General features: G+C 58.7%; 22 protein-coding genes. 16 read left to right on the plus strand and 6 right to left on the minus strand.

Going from position 1 to position 15,656, the window contains the following annotated elements; all coding sequences use genetic code 11:
- The first annotated feature begins 2 nt into the window (after positions 1-2).
- Both ACYZTY_RS11095 and ACYZTY_RS11100 read left to right on the plus strand, forming a co-directional pair.
- A complete protein-coding gene (locus tag ACYZTY_RS11095; RefSeq protein ID WP_461959295.1) occupies positions 3-908 on the plus strand; it encodes an ABC transporter substrate-binding protein in 906 nt (301 codons plus the stop codon).
- A gap of 146 nt (positions 909-1,054) precedes the next feature.
- Positions 1,055-1,954 (plus strand): polysaccharide deacetylase family protein, encoded by a 900-nt coding sequence (locus ACYZTY_RS11100; RefSeq protein ID WP_461958508.1) that lies wholly within the window; start codon positions 1,055-1,057, stop codon positions 1,952-1,954.
- A gap of 235 nt (positions 1,955-2,189) precedes the next feature.
- Here ACYZTY_RS11100 and ACYZTY_RS11105 read toward each other — a convergent pair whose 3' ends face one another.
- Positions 2,190-3,080, minus strand: a complete 891-nt coding sequence (locus tag ACYZTY_RS11105; protein ID WP_461958509.1) for a LysR family transcriptional regulator — start codon at positions 3,078-3,080, stop codon at positions 2,190-2,192.
- Positions 3,081-3,207: 127 nt separating this feature from the next.
- On the opposite strand from ACYZTY_RS11105, the gene ACYZTY_RS11110 reads away from it, so the two are divergent.
- The 9 genes from ACYZTY_RS11110 (at position 3,208) to ACYZTY_RS11150 (ending at position 11,668) form a co-directional block, all read left to right on the plus strand.
- Positions 3,208-4,356, plus strand: coding sequence for a muconate cycloisomerase family protein (locus tag ACYZTY_RS11110; protein ID WP_461958510.1), 1,149 nt, complete (start codon positions 3,208-3,210; stop codon positions 4,354-4,356).
- Between the two features lie 10 nt (positions 4,357-4,366).
- Positions 4,367-4,657, plus strand: coding sequence for a muconolactone Delta-isomerase (catC, locus tag ACYZTY_RS11115; RefSeq protein WP_461958511.1), 291 nt, complete (start codon positions 4,367-4,369; stop codon positions 4,655-4,657).
- A gap of 54 nt (positions 4,658-4,711) precedes the next feature.
- Complete coding sequence (gene catA, locus ACYZTY_RS11120) at positions 4,712-5,641, plus strand: catechol 1,2-dioxygenase (protein ID WP_461958512.1); 930 nt, start codon at positions 4,712-4,714, stop codon at positions 5,639-5,641.
- Positions 5,642-5,912: 271 nt separating this feature from the next.
- On the plus strand, positions 5,913-6,872 hold the full coding sequence (locus ACYZTY_RS11125; protein WP_461958513.1) for an AraC family transcriptional regulator: 960 nt from the start codon (positions 5,913-5,915) through the stop codon (positions 6,870-6,872).
- A 275-nt stretch (positions 6,873-7,147) separates the two neighbouring features.
- On the plus strand, positions 7,148-8,512 hold the full coding sequence (gene benA, locus ACYZTY_RS11130) for a benzoate 1,2-dioxygenase large subunit (RefSeq protein ID WP_461958514.1): 1,365 nt from the start codon (positions 7,148-7,150) through the stop codon (positions 8,510-8,512).
- A complete protein-coding gene (gene benB / locus ACYZTY_RS11135) occupies positions 8,509-8,997 on the plus strand; it encodes a benzoate 1,2-dioxygenase small subunit (protein WP_461958515.1) in 489 nt (162 codons plus the stop codon). Before benA ends, benB begins: the two co-directional genes overlap by 4 nt.
- A gap of 10 nt (positions 8,998-9,007) precedes the next feature.
- The gene (gene benC, locus ACYZTY_RS11140; protein WP_461958516.1) at positions 9,008-10,021 is read left to right on the plus strand and encodes a benzoate 1,2-dioxygenase electron transfer component BenC; all 1,014 of its coding nucleotides are present in this window, start codon (positions 9,008-9,010) and stop codon (positions 10,019-10,021) included.
- 139 nt (positions 10,022-10,160) lie between these two features.
- Positions 10,161-10,934 (plus strand): 1,6-dihydroxycyclohexa-2,4-diene-1-carboxylate dehydrogenase, encoded by a 774-nt coding sequence (locus tag ACYZTY_RS11145; protein ID WP_461958517.1) that lies wholly within the window; start codon positions 10,161-10,163, stop codon positions 10,932-10,934.
- Between the two features lie 41 nt (positions 10,935-10,975).
- Positions 10,976-11,668: an alpha/beta hydrolase gene (locus tag ACYZTY_RS11150; protein WP_461958518.1), complete on the plus strand. Its 693-nt coding sequence runs from the start codon at positions 10,976-10,978 to the stop codon at positions 11,666-11,668.
- Positions 11,669-11,674: 6 nt separating this feature from the next.
- Here ACYZTY_RS11150 and ACYZTY_RS11155 read toward each other — a convergent pair whose 3' ends face one another.
- Positions 11,675-12,037 (minus strand): NUDIX hydrolase, encoded by a 363-nt coding sequence (locus tag ACYZTY_RS11155; RefSeq protein ID WP_461958519.1) that lies wholly within the window; start codon positions 12,035-12,037, stop codon positions 11,675-11,677.
- Between the two features lie 212 nt (positions 12,038-12,249).
- Here ACYZTY_RS11155 and ACYZTY_RS11160 point away from each other — a divergent pair, with 212 nt between their 5' ends.
- On the plus strand, positions 12,250-12,444 hold the full coding sequence (locus ACYZTY_RS11160; protein WP_461958520.1) for a DUF2188 domain-containing protein: 195 nt from the start codon (positions 12,250-12,252) through the stop codon (positions 12,442-12,444).
- Between the two features lie 118 nt (positions 12,445-12,562).
- Positions 12,563-12,910 (plus strand): hypothetical protein, encoded by a 348-nt coding sequence (locus ACYZTY_RS11165; protein WP_461958521.1) that lies wholly within the window; start codon positions 12,563-12,565, stop codon positions 12,908-12,910.
- A 17-nt stretch (positions 12,911-12,927) separates the two neighbouring features.
- On the opposite strand, the gene osmE is transcribed toward ACYZTY_RS11165, so the two are convergent.
- Together osmE and ACYZTY_RS11175 are read right to left on the minus strand one after the other, a co-directional pair.
- A complete protein-coding gene (gene osmE / locus ACYZTY_RS11170) occupies positions 12,928-13,281 on the minus strand; it encodes an osmotically-inducible lipoprotein OsmE (RefSeq protein WP_461958522.1) in 354 nt (117 codons plus the stop codon).
- 13 nt (positions 13,282-13,294) lie between these two features.
- Positions 13,295-13,534, minus strand: coding sequence for a hypothetical protein (locus ACYZTY_RS11175; RefSeq protein WP_131060245.1), 240 nt, complete (start codon positions 13,532-13,534; stop codon positions 13,295-13,297).
- 178 nt (positions 13,535-13,712) lie between these two features.
- On the opposite strand from ACYZTY_RS11175, the gene ACYZTY_RS11180 reads away from it, so the two are divergent.
- From ACYZTY_RS11180 to ACYZTY_RS11190, 3 genes are all read left to right on the plus strand, one after another.
- Entirely contained in the window at positions 13,713-13,937 is a 225-nt protein-coding gene (locus tag ACYZTY_RS11180) for a hypothetical protein (RefSeq protein WP_461958523.1), read from the plus strand.
- Positions 13,938-14,002: 65 nt separating this feature from the next.
- Complete coding sequence (locus ACYZTY_RS11185) at positions 14,003-14,338, plus strand: hypothetical protein (protein ID WP_461958524.1); 336 nt, start codon at positions 14,003-14,005, stop codon at positions 14,336-14,338.
- Between the two features lie 78 nt (positions 14,339-14,416).
- The gene (locus ACYZTY_RS11190; RefSeq protein ID WP_461958525.1) at positions 14,417-14,665 is read left to right on the plus strand and encodes a hypothetical protein; all 249 of its coding nucleotides are present in this window, start codon (positions 14,417-14,419) and stop codon (positions 14,663-14,665) included.
- Between the two features lie 19 nt (positions 14,666-14,684).
- Here the strand turns inward: ACYZTY_RS11190 and ACYZTY_RS11195 are convergent, their stop codons facing one another.
- Together ACYZTY_RS11195 and ACYZTY_RS11200 are read right to left on the minus strand one after the other, a co-directional pair.
- Positions 14,685-14,915: a DUF6555 family protein gene (locus ACYZTY_RS11195; RefSeq protein ID WP_461958526.1), complete on the minus strand. Its 231-nt coding sequence runs from the start codon at positions 14,913-14,915 to the stop codon at positions 14,685-14,687.
- A 481-nt stretch (positions 14,916-15,396) separates the two neighbouring features.
- Complete coding sequence (locus ACYZTY_RS11200; RefSeq protein WP_461958527.1) at positions 15,397-15,579, minus strand: hypothetical protein; 183 nt, start codon at positions 15,577-15,579, stop codon at positions 15,397-15,399.
- Between the last annotated feature and the right edge of the window lie 77 nt (positions 15,580-15,656).

Consider the following 15,656-nt stretch of genomic DNA (forward strand, 5'->3'; position numbering starts at 1 on the left):
CAATGTTTGCCGCGCCACTGAGCCATGCCGCAGAACCCGTCGTGTTGCACGTCGGTGATCAGAACTACTACAACGTTCGCGCCTCGGTGGAGGCGTCGGGTGTGCTGGAAGGGGCGCCCTATACCGTCGACTGGAAGCACTTTCAGGCCGCCGCTCCACTGGCCGAAGCGCTGAACACGGGTGCCCTGGATGTGGGCTTTCTCGGTGATTCCGGTTTTCTGTTCCTGGCGGCCAAACAGGCGCCGGTGAAGTTGATCGGCGTGTCGCGGCAGAACCCCGACACCATCGCCTTGCTGGTGCCCAAGGATTCACCGGTCAAAACCATTACCGACCTGAAGGGCAAGAAAGTCGCCTACTGGCCCGGTGCCTGGAGCCAGCAACTGACCCTGCGCGCCTTGGAAAAAGCCGATCTGCCGGAGGACTACGTCGACTTCATCAAACTGATGCCCATCGATGCCGCCGCCGCGTTGCCGCAAGGAAGCATCGACGCCTTCCCGGTCTGGGAACCCTACATTTCCCAGCAGATTCTGTTCTCCGGCGCCCGGCCGATTCTCACGGCGAAAAATCTTATGCCCGGCCTGAGCGCCATTGCCGCGTCTACACCGTCGATCGAGAGCAAGCGCGAAGCCATCGCAGACTTCCTGGTGCGCCTGAAAAAAGCCCGGGCCTGGGTCGACAACCACACCGACGAATACGCCGACCTGTGGGCGAAGAAAGCCAACCTAGACCAGAACGTGTCACGCCATTGGCTGCGTCAGGCCCACATGACCGTCGGCCCGGTGGATGAGCAAGCTGCGAAGGATTTGCAGAGCACCGCGGACTTCCTGTTCAAGGTCAAGGCGCTGCCGGCGGCATTGGCCACCGCGCCGATTATCGACAACTCGTTCCAGCAGTCGCTGGCGCAGTAAGCCAGGCGGGTGAGCGCTGGAACCAAACACTGTGTACCCTGATCCAACCTCGGCCTGCAGCCACTTGCGGGGCGACAATGGATCAATGGGCGAAGGGTTTTTGCCGTTTAACGTGATGACCGTAAAGGTCTGGTTCAAGGCAAACCATGAAACAGCTGTTCAAGGTTATCTCTGCGCTCATCCTCGCTGCCGGGTTGGTGGGCTGCATCGCTTCACCGATCGAACTGACCCCGCAGACCGAACAGCGTCTGCGCGAGCAGCCTCCGATCCGCTTCCTGCTGACGTTCGACGACGGTCCCAGTGCGTCGAGCTTCTGGAACCCGAGCATGACGGTGCTCGACAGCCTCGCGCAGAACCCGGTACAGCCAAGGATCAAAGCGGTGTTCTTCGTCCAGACCGGCGCCCCACGGGCCGGCGACAGCGACATCGGACGCGGGGTCATGCACCGGGAACAGGCTGAAGGGCATGTGCTGGGTTTCCACACGGCGACCCACTCGCACACCAATCACCGCTCGTTGAGCCCGGAACAGCTGGAGCAGTCGCTGAGCAAAGGCAGTGCCGACATCGCCGCGATCACCGGTGCGCCGCCCACCCTGGTGCGCCCACCTTTCTGGAATTACGACAAGCGTGTGTTTGCTGCCTACCAGCGACACGGAATGCACCTGCTGCTGACTGACCTGAGCGCCAACGACGGCAAAATCTGGGGCTTCAACGCCAGCCCCCGGCGGCGGGCCAACATGCTGCGGCAGTTGTCTGAAGTGCGTGAACGTATCGCGCTGGGCGAATTGCCGACGGTGGACGGTGTGGTTCCGGTGGTGGTGACCTTCCACGACTTGAACCGGTATACCGCCCGGCATGCCCGTGAATACCTGCAAATTCTGCTTGATAGCGCCCGTGGCACCGGGGTGACGGTGGCGCAGAAACCGTTTTATGACGACACGGCGGCGCTGCAACGGGCGGCCATGGCGCGTACCGTCAGCAGCGGTTCAGAGGCAGAGAAGTTGCCGGGGATCTGGAACTGGTTGTGGGATGGGGATTCGCATTAAAACCCCAGCGAAATGAACAACAGCCAACACATAGAGTTCGCAGGCGCTCTCGTAGCGATGGCGAAAGCGATATTCGCTGGCTGAAATGGATCCATGTAGCAGCTGGCGAAGCCTGCGTTCGGCTGCGCAGCAGTCGTAAAACCGGCATCCACGTTTCACCTGATACACCGCGGAGTCTGATTTTACGACTGCTGCGCAGCCGAACGCAGGCTTCGCCAGCTGCTACGGAATCGCGTTATGGTTGGTTCCGGGGCAGTAACTCATCAATCATCTTCAAGCAATGATTCAACCCCGGTGTCACGTCGCCCACGCGCCGGCTGAGAATGATCGGTGAGGTCGCGTTGTCTTCCAGCAGCGGGGTGAAACCAATGTCGTCGCGGTGCAACAACTGCACCGAGGCAGGCACCAGCGTGACCCCGATCCCGGCCCCCACCAGACCAATCGCTGTTTGCAGCTCGTTGGTCCATTGCGCCACGTGGATGCTCACGCCGTAGGATTCGAACAGTGCAATCACATGATCGGCGTAGCTGGGGCGCGGATTGCCGGGGTACAGCACAAAAGGTTCCTTGGCCAGTTGGCGAAGGCTGATCGGCCCGGCCAGCAGCGGATGGCCGGCGGGCAGGGCGGCAACCAGCCGGTCTTCGGTCAATACCGTCTGAATGATCGCCGGGTCGTCGATGCGGATCCGCCCGAAACCGATGTCGATGCGCCCGGCCTTGAGCGCCTGCACCTGTTGCAGCGTGGTCATTTCCGACAGCCCGAGCTCAAGCTCCAGAGGCTCGCCACTGCGCAAACGGCGAATCAGTTCCGGCAGCACGCCATACAGCGTCGATGGCGCAAAGCCGATGCCCAGCCAGGTCTTTTCCCCCAGACCGATCCGCTTGGTGTTGTCGCACACCTTGGCCAGTTGTTCGAGCAGGGCGGTGGCATGTTCATGGAAGAAACGCCCGGCGTCGGTCAGCTTCAGCGGACGGCCGCGCTCCAGCAATATCACCCCGAGTTCATCTTCCAATTGCTGGATCTGCCGGCTCAGGGGCGGCTGGGCAATGTGCAGCAGCTCGGCGGCGCGGGTGAAGTTGAGGGTTTGAGCCAACACCTGAAAATACCGCAGGTGACGCAGTTCCATGGTGCCTCCGGGCATTGATCAGTTGAATACCTTTAAGGTATCGAGCCAGACCAATTCTATATTGGCCCTAAGTAAAAAGCCGTATGAGAATCCAATTCAGAACTTCAAGAACCTGACGGGTATCGACATGCGTGCAACAGCCATTGAATCGATCGAGACGATCATCGTCGATCTGCCAACGATTCGCCCGCACAAACTCGCCATGCACACCATGCAGAACCAGACCCTGGTGATCATCCGCGTGCGCTGCGCCGATGGCATCGAAGGCATCGGCGAGTCCACCACCATCGGTGGCCTGGCCTATGGCAACGAAAGCCCGGACAGCATCAAGACCAACATCGACAAACACTTCGCGCCCCTGCTGATCGGTGAGGACAGCGGCAACATCAATGCGGCGATGTTGCGCCTGGAGCGCAGTATCCGTGGCAATACGTTTGCCAAGTCAGGTATCGAAACCGCGTTGCTGGATGCTCAAGGTAAACGCCTTGGCCTGCCGGTCAGCGAGTTGCTCGGCGGCCGGGTTCGTAATGCGCTACCGGTGGCGTGGACCCTGGCCAGCGGTGACACCGACAAGGACATCGCCGAAGCTGAAAAAATGCTCGACTTGCGTCGCCACCGGATCTTCAAACTGAAAATCGGTGCCGGCGAAGTCAATCGCGACCTGGCCCACGTCATAGCGATCAAGAAAGCCTTGGGCGACCGCGCCAGTGTACGGGTCGATGTCAATCAGGCGTGGGACGAAGCGGTCGCACTGCGCGCCTGCCGGATACTGGGCAGCAATGGCATCGATCTGATCGAACAGCCAATCTCGCGCAACAACCGCGCCGGCATGGTGCGCTTGAATGCCATGAGCCCGGCGCCGATCATGGCCGATGAATCCATCGAGTGCGTGGAAGACGCCTTCAATCTGGCGCGCGAAGGCGCCGCTTCGGTGTTCGCCCTGAAAATCGCCAAGAACGGCGGGCCTCGCGCCGTGCTGCGGACCGCTGCCATCGCCGAGGCTGCCGGTATCGGTTTGTACGGCGGCACTATGCTGGAAGGCGGAATCGGCACGCTGGCCTCGGCCCATGCCTTTATCACCCTGAATAAACTGGCCTGGGACACCGAGCTGTTCGGCCCGTTGCTGCTGACTGAAGACCTGCTCAGCGAGCCGCTGGTCTATCGCGATTTTGCGCTGCATGTCCCGCAGACCCCGGGCCTTGGTCTGAGCCTGGACGAAGAACGCCTGGCGTTTTTCCGTCGCGACAAAACATCCACTTCCGTTCATCAAGCCTGAGGAGAGCATCATGCTATTCCACGTAAAAATGACCGTGAATCTGCCGGTCGACATCAATCCGGAGCTCGCCACCCGGCTCAAGACCGATGAAAAGGCCCTGGCCCAGCGCCTGCAAGAGCAAGGCAAGTGGCGGCACCTGTGGCGCATCGCCGGGCACTATGCCAATTACAGCGTTTTCGACGTCGACAGCGTTCAGGAGCTGCACGACCTGCTGATGCAATTGCCGCTGTTTCCGTACATGGCGATCGAGGTCGACGCGATGTGCCGGCATCCTTCTTCCATTCGCGAGGATGACCGCTGACCCAGCCTGTTCAGTTCGCTACGCTAATAATTACAAGATGAGGAACCACCCAAAATGAACGTCAAGATTTCCCACACTGCCAGCGCCCAGAAGTTTCTCGAAGACGCCAGCGGCTTGCTCAACGAAGCCGGCAACCCGCGGGTCAAAGCCCTGGTCTATCGCATTCTGCGTGACTCGGTGAACATCATCGAAGACCTGGCCGTGACCCCGGAAGAGTTCTGGACTGCCGTCAATTACCTCAACGTGCTGGGCGCGCGTCAGGAAGCCGGTTTGCTGGTGGCAGGGCTGGGTCTGGAACATTACCTGGACTTGCTGATGGACGCCGAAGACGCGCAGGCGGGGAAGGCGGGCGGTACGCCGCGGACCATCGAAGGCCCGCTGTATGTGGCGGGTGCGCCGCTGTCGGAAGGTGAGGCGCGACTGGATGACGGTGTCGATCCGGGCGTGGTTCTGTTCATGCAGGGCCAGGTGCGCAACACCGCTGGCGAGCCATTGGCCGGTGCGGTGGTGGATGTCTGGCACGCCAACACGGGCGGCACGTATTCCTATTTTGATACCACGCAATCGGCGTTCAACCTGCGCCGCCGCATCGTCACCGATGCCGAGGGCTGCTATCGTTTCCGCAGCATCGTGCCGTCGGGCTACGGTTGCCCGCCAGACGGTCCAACCCAGCAATTGCTCGATCAACTGGGCCGACATGGCCAGCGTCCGGCGCACGTTCACTTCTTTATCTCCGCACCGGACCATCGTCACCTGACCACCCAGATCAACCTCGACGGTGATCAATACCTGCACGACGATTTTGCCTACGCCACCCGCGACGAGCTGATCGCCCACATCACCTTCAGCGACGATCCACAGCGTGCCGCGGCCCATGGCGTCAGCGGGCGGTTTGCTGAAATCGACTTTGATTTCACCTTGCAGACTTCCGCGCAACCAGAAGAGCAGCAACGCCACGAACGGGTTCGCGCGCTCGAGGATTGATCAACTCGAATAGCCGGACCTTTGTAGGAGTGAGCCTGCTCGCGAAGAGGGCGTCAGCTTCAACATCGATGTTGACTGATACACCGATTTCGCGAGCAGGCTCGCTCCTACAGTTGACCGCGTTTCACCCGTGGGAATGCGGTCAAATTGTAGGAGCGAGCCTGCTCGCGATAGGGCCAGAACTGCCCACATGTCAGCTTACTGACACACCGCTGCAAGTACTGCCTTAGAATGACCCGACGCAGCCCATAAGAACAACGAGAGTGATCCGATGATGCACGCGCAACTATTGAGTCAGCGCAGCAGAATATTCGACCACGCCGACCCTTACGCGGTGTCGGGTTACGTCAATCAGCACGTCGGTAATCATTGCATCCTCATGCCCAGGGTCGGCCGTCCGCTGGCCAGCCTCGATCATCGCAAATTCGCCAGCCTCGACCTGTGCCGCATCAGCTACGGCGCCAGCGTGCGGGTGACCTCCGGTGCGCTGGAAAGTATCTATCACCTGCAAGTGTTGCTGCGCGGCAACTGTCTGTGGCGCGGTCTCGGTCAGGAACATTACTTTGCGCCGGGTGAGTTGCTGCTGATCAACCCCGACGATCCAGTGGACCTGACATATTCAGACGATTGCGAAAAATTCATCCTCAAAGTGCCCACCCGACTGTTTGAATCGGTGTGCGAGGAGCAACGCTGGCGCTATCCGGGGCAGGGCGTGCGGTTTCTGGAAAACCGTTATCAGCTCGATGAACTGGAAGGTTTCGTCGGTCTGCTGGCGATGATTTGCCAGGAGGCTGAAGCCACCGAGCAGATCCCCCGGGTGCAGGAGCACTACGCGCAGATCATCGTCAGCAAGATGCTCAGCCTGATGAAAACCAACGTCATCCGCAGCAGCCTCGGCTCGTCGTCGGCGACGTTCGAGGTGATTGCCGATTACATCGCGCGCAACCTCAAGCAAGACATCGACAGTGAAGAATTGGCGCGCCAGGCCAGTATGAGCCTGCGTTCGCTGTACGGCTTGTTCGAGCGCAATGCCGGCACGTCGCCGAAAAACTACATCCGACAGAAGAAACTCGAACGCATCAACCTGTGCCTGAGCGACCCGACCTGCAACGCGCGCAACGTCACGGAAGTGGCCATGGATTACGGCTTCTTGCACCTGGGAAGGTTCTCCGACAACTACCGCAAGCAGTTCGGCGAATTACCTTCCGACACCCTCAAACGCCGCGATTGACCCACCACAAATCCCTGTAGCAGCTGCCGAGCCTGCGAGGCTGCGTTCGGCGACGAAGTCGTCGTGAAATCAGCCTCCGCGGTGCATCAGGAAAACCGCGCTCGCAGGGTTTACGACGACTTCGTCGCCGAACGCAGCCTCGCAGGCTCGGCAGCTGCTACAAGACGTGGGCTGTTTGCAGTAAACGGATACACGTCTGCACCCATCGGATAGTCCGCTCCATCCCCCCGTCCTAGCATGGCCCTGCCTGAATAAAAACAATGGAGGCGGCGGCCATGTCCCTGCGACCCGAATACCTTCACTCCCTGCTTGAAGATGACAAAGAACAAGGCATCTACCGCTGCAAGCGCGAGATGTTCACTGACCCACGGCTGTTCGACCTGGAGATGAAACACATCTTCGAAGGCAACTGGCTGTACCTGGCGCACGAAAGCCAGATCCCCAATATCAACGATTTCTACACCACCACCATGGGGCGCCAGTCGATCTTCATCGCGCGCAACAAGGAAGGTGTGCTCAATGCCTTTATCAACGCCTGCAGCCATCGCGGCGCGACGCTGTGCCGGTACAAGACCGGCAACAAAAGCTCCTACACCTGCCCGTTCCACGGCTGGACCTTCAACAACTCCGGCAAGTTGCTCAAAGTCAAAGATCCGGCCGCTGCGGGTTACCCGGCGAGCTTCAACTGCGAAGGCTCCCACGACCTGACTAAAGTCGCGCGTTTCGAATCCTATCGCGGCTTCCTGTTCGGCAGCCTCAAGGCTGATGTCGTGCCGTTGGTTGAACACCTGGGCGAGTCGGCCAAGATTATCGACATGATCGTCGACCAGTCCACCGATGGCCTCGAAGTGCTGCGCGGTTCCTCCAGCTACATTTACGAAGGCAACTGGAAACTCACCGCCGAAAACGGCGCCGACGGTTACCACGTCAGCTCCGTGCACTGGAACTACGCCGCCACCCAGAACCAGCGCAAACAGCGTGAAGCCGGTGACAGCAACCCGACCATGAGCGCCGGGACCTGGGCCAAACAGGGCGGGGGTTTTTACTCGTTCGACAAGGGCCACATGCTGCTCTGGACCCGCTGGTCCAACCCCGAGGATCGTCCGCTCTACGAGCGCCGCGATGAACTGTCCCAAGACTTCGGCCAGGCCCGCGCCGACTGGATGATCGAGAACTCGCGCAACCTGTGCCTGTACCCGAACGTGTACCTGATGGACCAGTTCGGCTCGCAGATCCGCATCGCCCGGCCGATCTCGGTCGACCGCACGGAAATCACCATTTACTGCATCGCCCCCAAAGGCGAAAGCGACCACGCCCGTTCGAGCCGGATTCGTCAGTACGAGGATTTCTTCAACGTCAGCGGCATGGCCACTCCGGACGATCTGGAAGAGTTTCGTTCCTGCCAGACCAGCTATCAGGGCAGCGTCACGACGTGGAATGACATGTCCCGCGGTGCCGAGCACTGGGTCGAGGGCGCCGATGAGGCGGCCAGGGAAATCGACCTGCATCCACTGCTCAGCGGCGTGCGCACCGAAGACGAAGGCCTGTTCGTGCTGCAACACAAATACTGGCAGCAAACCATGCTCAAGGCCCTGGCCGCCGAACAGTCCGATTTGATCGCTGTGGAGGCCGTGCAATGACCATCACCTATGACGCCGTGCGCGATTTTCTCTACCGCGAAGCGCGCTACCTCGATGACAAGCAGTGGGATGACTGGCTGGAACTGTACGCCGCCGATGCGTCGTTCTGGATGCCGTCCTGGGACGACAACGATGAATTGACCGAAGACCCGCAGCGCGAGATTTCGCTGATCTGGTACGGCAACCGCAGCGGCCTGGAAGACCGCATCTTCCGCATCAAGACAGAACGCTCCAGCGCCAGCGTTCCGGACACCCGTACTTCGCACAACATCAGCAACATCGAGTTGCTCGAACAGGCCGATGGCCTGTGCAAGGTGCGCTTCAACTGGCACACCCTGAGCTTTCGCTACAAGACCGTCGACAGCTATTTCGGCAGCAGTTTCTACACCCTTGATGTGCGCGGTGAAAACCCGTTGATCAAGGCCAAGAAAGTGATCCTGAAGAACGATTACGTTCGCCAGGTCATCGATGTCTACCACCTCTGAGGCGGCCGTCATGACTCATTCCATTGCATTCAATTTTGAAGACGGCGTCACTCGGTTCATCGACGCCAATGTGGGCGAAACCGTGGCCGATGCCGCGTATCGCCAAGGCATCAACATTCCGCTGGATTGCCGCGACGGCGCCTGCGGCACCTGCAAGTGTTTCGCCGAGGCCGGTCGTTATGACTTGGGCGAGGAGTACATCGAAGACGCGCTCACGGCGGACGAAGCCGAACAGGGTTTTGTCCTGACCTGCCAGATGCGCGCCCAGAGCGATTGCGTGGTGCGGGTGCCGACCTCATCGCAAGTCTGCCGTACGCAGCAGGCCAGTTACGACGCGACCATCAGCGCCGTGCGGCAGTTGTCCGACAGCACCATCGCGCTGTCGATCAAGGGCGAGGCACTGAGCAAACTGGCGTTTCTGCCGGGCCAATACGTGAACCTCGGGATTCCCGGCAGCGAGCAGACCCGCGCTTATTCCTTCAGCTCGTTGCAGCGTGACGGCGAAGTTAGCTTTCTGATCCGCAACGTGCCTGGCGGCTTGATGAGCAGCTTCCTCACCGGCATGGCCAAGGCCGGCGACAGCATGAGCCTGGCCGGGCCGTTGGGCAGTTTCTATCTGCGCGACATTCGCCGTCCATTGCTGCTGCTGGCCGGCGGTACGGGCCTGGCGCCGTTCACCGCGATGCTGGAAAAAATCGCCGAGCAGGGCAGTGAGCACCCGCTGCATTTGATCTACGGCGTGACCAACGATTTCGACTTGGTGGAACTGGACCGGCTCGAAGCGTTTGCCGCGCGAATCCCGAATTTCAGTTTCAGTGCCTGCGTCGCCAACCCCGACAGCCAGCACCCGCTCAAGGGCTACGTGACCCAGCACATCGAGCCACGGCATTTGAACGATGGCGACGTCGACGTTTACCTGTGCGGCCCGCCGCCGATGGTTGAAGCGGTCAGTCAGTTCATCCGTGAACAGGGCGTTGCCCCGACGAACTTCTACTACGAGAAATTCGCCGCCAGCGCGGCTTGAGCATTTGTCAGCAGTGACTCACGTTTCCTGTAGGAGCCAGGCTTGCCGGCGAAGGCGTCCTTGAGTGCGCCTTCGCCAGCAAGCTTGGCTCCTACGAAAAGCGACTCACCGCGAAAGCGATATTCGCCACGAGGTATGTATGAACAGATTCACAGGCAAAGTTGCGCTGATCACAGGTGCGGCGCAAGGCATCGGTCGGCGGGTGGCGGAGCGTATGGCCGCCGAAGGTGCGCGGTTGATTCTGGTCGATCGCTCGGACCTGGTGTTCGAGGTGCAGCAACAATTGGGGCAGGGCAGCCAGGTGCTAGCGCTGACCGCCGACCTTGAGCAATACAGCGAATGCAGCCGCGTAATGCGCACCGCCGTCGAGCGCTTCGGGCGTCTGGATGTGTTGGTCAACAACGTGGGCGGCACGATCTGGGCCAAGCCTTTCGAACACTATGAAGAGCAGCAGATAGAGGCCGAAGTCCGTCGTTCGCTGTTTCCGACGTTATGGTGCTGCCACGCCGCGCTGCCGTTCATGCTTGAACAGGGCAGCGGCGCGATCGTCAACGTTTCGTCCATCGCCACCCGCAGCATCAATCGTGTGCCGTACGGCGCGGCGAAGGGCGGCGTCAATGCGCTGACCGCGTGCCTGGCGTTTGAAACCGCCGGACGTGGGGTTCGGGTCAATGCCACCGCGCCCGGCGGCACGGAAGCACCGCCGCGGGTCATCCCGCGTAACAGCACAGAGCAAAGCGCCGAAGAAAAGGTCTGGTACCAGCAGATTGTCAATCAGACGCTCGACAGCAGTTTGATGAAACGCTACGGCACGCTGGATGAGCAGGCAGGCGCTATTCTGTTTCTGGCCAGCGACGAAGCGTCGTACATCACCGGCATGATCATGCCGGTGGGCGGCGGCGACCAGGGCTGACGCGCCTCATTAAAAACACCCTGCAAACAGGAGTCATCGTGATGAGCGACAAACCCACGATCGTGCTGGTCCATGGTTTTTGGGGTGGCGCTGCCCACTGGAACAAAGTCATCGCCGAACTGCTGAGCAAGGGCTGCACGAAGATCCGTGCGGTCGAGATACCGCTGACGTCATTGGCCGACGATGCCGAGCGCACGCGCAAAATGGTCGCCCAGGTGCCGGGGCCGGTATTGCTGGTGGGACATTCCTATGGCGGCGCGGTGATCACCGAGGCCGGCGACCAACCGAATGTCGTGGGCCTGGTGTACATCGCCGCATTCGCCCCGGACGCCGGGGAAAGTCCTGGTGGCATCACTCAGCGGCATCCTCCCGTGGCGGCGGCCAACCTGGCGCCCGACAGCGATGGGTATTTGTGGGTCAAACCTGAGCTCTACCACGAAAGTTTCTGCCAGGATCTGTCGGCGACCGAGGGATTGGTCATGGGCCTCACCCAGAAAGCACCACTGGCCAGTACTTTCGGTGACACCATTAACACGGTGGCGTGGAAGACCAAGCCGTCGTGGTATCAGGTCTCCAGCGATGACCGCATGATCGCGCCGCAAAATCAGCAATGGATGGCCGGGCGACTGAACGCCAGGGAAGTCCTGACCTTGAACGCCAGCCATGCTTCGCTGGCTTCGATGCCGGCCGAGATTGCGGCGTTTATCGACAAGGCCGCGACCGCGTTAGCCTAGACACCGTTACAAGCGACGCTGAAAGGCTCTGACAATCTTGAGCGTGGCGTCGCTTGTGTTCAGGTTCTGGACCGCGTCCAGCGGATACCACATGCAATCGAAAATTTCATTTTGTGGCCGGGCCTCGTCCGAGTTGAGCACTGACGCCTCGTAAACATGGTGTCGGGTGCCGCCCGTTTCCAGTTCCATCAAATACAGCAGACCGTCGACTCCCAGGCCGGTTTCCTCCTGGAGTTCGCGCCTGGCCGCACCCGAGTTGGTCTCGCCACGCTCGACTTTTCCCCCGGGCAGGGTCCAGCGACACCTGGTTTTGCGTACCAGGAGAACATGCCGATCCTGCTCGCAAATGACTGTTGCCCGAACTTTCATGTGTTACTAAACCGCCGCCTGTCATAAAACAGTCATGAAAATGCAATATTCAGGCCGAGGCCTCTGTTTCAAGGGTTGGAGTCAGGGGGGGCGGCAGAAAGTGCAAAGGGATGTCGAAAACCCGACGCGACGTCTGGTCGGTACTTGGGCGAAGGTCGGGTGTAAGGTAGCCAGGTCAATCGTGGCTTATCACTGCCGAAAAGGAGGTGACTATGAGCGTTCCGATGCTGAACAAAATGCACATGAACGGTTATGACGTACTCAGCGTAAACAACGGGCCCTGGCGGGTATGCACCAAAGGCGACCGGCTCGGAGCCTTTGCCAGCAGAGAGGAAGCACTGGCCTACGCGGCTGCGCTGCCTGGCTACAAAGCGGGTCGATCGACTCGAAGTCAGAAATCAGAATGAGCGTGAGTTTGAAGCCCTGGAATGCCGGGGCTTTTTTTGTCGTAAATCCACGGCCAGGAGGATTTTAAACGCGACATTCGGATGATAGGGTGGCGGCTTTTAATCCAAGGATGAACTCATGTTGAAAGGTCGCTGGACTGCACTGGCAGTGTGGTCCGCTCTTTGTTTTGCGGGTGTAAGTCAGGTCCAAGCCCAAACGCTAAGCGAAATCCACACCAATCAAAAGGTTTGTGATGCTTTCCGTACATTGGCCGGATCGATCATGCAGTCTCGGCAAAATGGCGAATCGAAAGAAAGCTTGCTGGCGGTGAAGTCGGGTAATCCTGATCACGACACGTTAGGCGCAATGCTGATCAACGAAGCGTACAACCAGCCCGCCCTCGATTCTCCAGAACTCAAGAGCAAGGCAATCAATACGTTCGCGGATAAATGGCGGAACACCTGTAATAAGCCGGTTTCCAGCTAGCCGGTGCGCCACGTTGGTTAATAACCTCCGCCGCCCGCACTGCGAGACGGTTCCCTGGCTTTCTGTTGTGCGTGACTCCATTGCGCACAGGTCATGAAGCTTTTGTGGTCTACCTTGCCCCTGTCATCGAAGCTGATGTTGTACGGCTTCTGTTGGCCGGCCTGCGTCAGCTCGTAGTCAAAGCAAGTGCCAGGCACCACCGTGCGCTCCGATATCAATAAAGGCTGACCGCCAATCTGCTGAACCTGATCCTTGCTCATGCCGGTATCGACTTTTGCGACCAGCGGCTGATCGCGATAAACGTGCGAATCAGTGCTGCAGCCACCCGTCGCCGCCAGCACGACGACCAGCGCGAATAGAGGCTTGTTCATGACACCGCTCCCGTTAGTGAGCTTTCGTCCGACTGATGACCTTGGCTTTCACTTCTTCGGCATAGCCCGCCAGTCGCTGTTCATCGCCTTGAAACAGGTCGCATAATTTCAGGGCAGCTTGCGCATCCACATCATTACCGGCCTGGCGTAGTTGCTCTGCAATACGCAAGAGTTCCACTGCCGACCACCTCAAGTCCGACGCAACGCCTTGCAGGTCACGTCGAAGTTCATTTTCATCTTCGTTAAGCCACATGATGACCTCCTGCAAATATCCCTCACCGAAAGAGTAGTCCCGATTAGCGGGCGGGGCGTTTGTTCAACGGATGCTCAATGGATGGAAGGTACGCCGCTTGTCGGGAGGATGAGCCTGAACGGACAGGCGTGATGTCGTACTGAGGTGGCGAATTTTCGCTAGGGCGAGGCAACTTCAAATGACCAATACCGATGATTTCAGATTCCATGCGCAAGCGCTGATTGTTGATCTGGATGCAGCAACCACGGAGATGATGAATCTGATTTCGGCTCATCAGTTGAGCGGTCCGGAGTGGGAGCGGGTCACTCGATGGCAGCATGAAGCCTATGAGCGATGGATGACGTATTTGAATGAAAGGTCTTACCCAGACCACTTCATCACAAACCAACCCCCTGAAGGATGATTCAATAGATGGATGTCTGGACCGCTACTCGCTATATTTCCCGCTTTTCGGGATAAGGAAGCGTCATGCGGATGTTGATTGGGGGAGTAGCGATATCGATACTGGCAGGTTGTTCATTGCCGACATCCCTGGTCCCAGGTGAGCCTAACGTCAGCAAGTACAGTAACAAGACGCCCAAAGACTATGCCGCGTGTCTTTTGCCGCTATGGCAGCAGGAAGTCTCCAGAACGACTCAGACTGCGATTTCCAATGGCTACCGGATCAACGCGCCAAGCATCATTACGGCGGACGAGATTCTGGACATCGTGAAATACAAGGACGGTAGTCGGGTTTCGCTGTATCAGGGGCCGCCATGGGCCAAGTCGGACGCGATGCGTAAAGCGGTACGCAGCTGCTTGTAAAACTCACTTCATGTGAACTTCGTTTGTAAGCGCCATCTGTCGGAACCGAGGAACGGTTATTCGCTGGAGAACTTCCAAGTGAAAATTGTCCTTGGGAATTTGGCGATGAATGATGATCAAAAGAAGCAAGCACTGGCTTCCTGGTACCAGCTCCTCAATGAGCCGGAAATTCGCATGGATTGCGAAGAACAGTATGACGAATTGCTCAAGGCGGCTGATGAAATGGAGCGTACCGGGCTGATCAACGGCGTGGAATGGCGCAAGTTGGTGCAAGAAGCGGGCATTGCCTTTTCAAAAGCGATAGAGGGCGTGGGCGGTGGCACTTAGGTGGACCGCACACCGGCATTTACGGTAACTCCTCCCAACTAACCTGTATCAAGCCATATTCCAGTGCATGGCTGCGCAGAGCATCGACATCTTGTTGATCGTGATTGTCCCCATACGAAAGCCCGATCCCCGAATGCAGGCAGGCGTAGTACCAAGCGTCTGCCTCAGTCATGTGGGAGTCGGGTTGAATAAAAATATGCCGAGTCTTGTTGAAGCCATACGTGATTTGAAAATATCGAGGGCGGGTCATCCGAATCTCCAGGTGCTGCCACTACGACATTGATGGCGTAGTGCCAGTTCCCTCTGTTTTCGGACTTTTATCAGCTTCGGCAAAACGCGACGTTTTTCATTCAGTCGTCATGCACGCGCTCATGGCGCGTTCACGCAGGGGCGATCAGCCAGCATGCATTGAAGGCATTCAGTGTTGAGCTGGGAGCATTCGTTTTCGGCTTCTATCCGGGTCGGGTAGGTCGTTGGGAGCCTTCGCTTTTCTTCGTTGTCATAGAGGTTGAACCCTATGGGGGCGGTTTTGCAGTAGAAGCGCGTTCCGTTGCGCGTTGATCCCGTTTCCGTGGGAATTGCAGGGACGACAACGAATCTTGAAATCATCTTCGCGTACTCCTTCCGAATTCACCTTAATGTGTAGCGGCTACTGGCCACCACCGCAAGGGAGCGCTTGAAGAATCTGATGAACAGACGGGGTTTGCCATAAAAGGTGCTGATGGACGCCGTCAGGAAGTTGGTCGGCGTCGCTCGTTGCCAGAAGGATTGCCAATGTTTATCAGCCTCCTTTCTACAAGGACATTCTGAAGTGCCTGGCGGGAATCAGGGTCCAGCTGATGCTCTCTCACCTTGAGTTCCATCAGGATAGGGCTGGAGTAGGTGCGATAGGTTTTCTCGGCTTTAGAAATCATGTCATCTATCCTCCTTGATCAGGCGCCCGCTACAGAATCCGCGCCATTCGATTCGGTAGAAACCCTAGTCGAGGAAA

This window comes from Pseudomonas sp. LB1P83 (assembly GCF_054897885.1).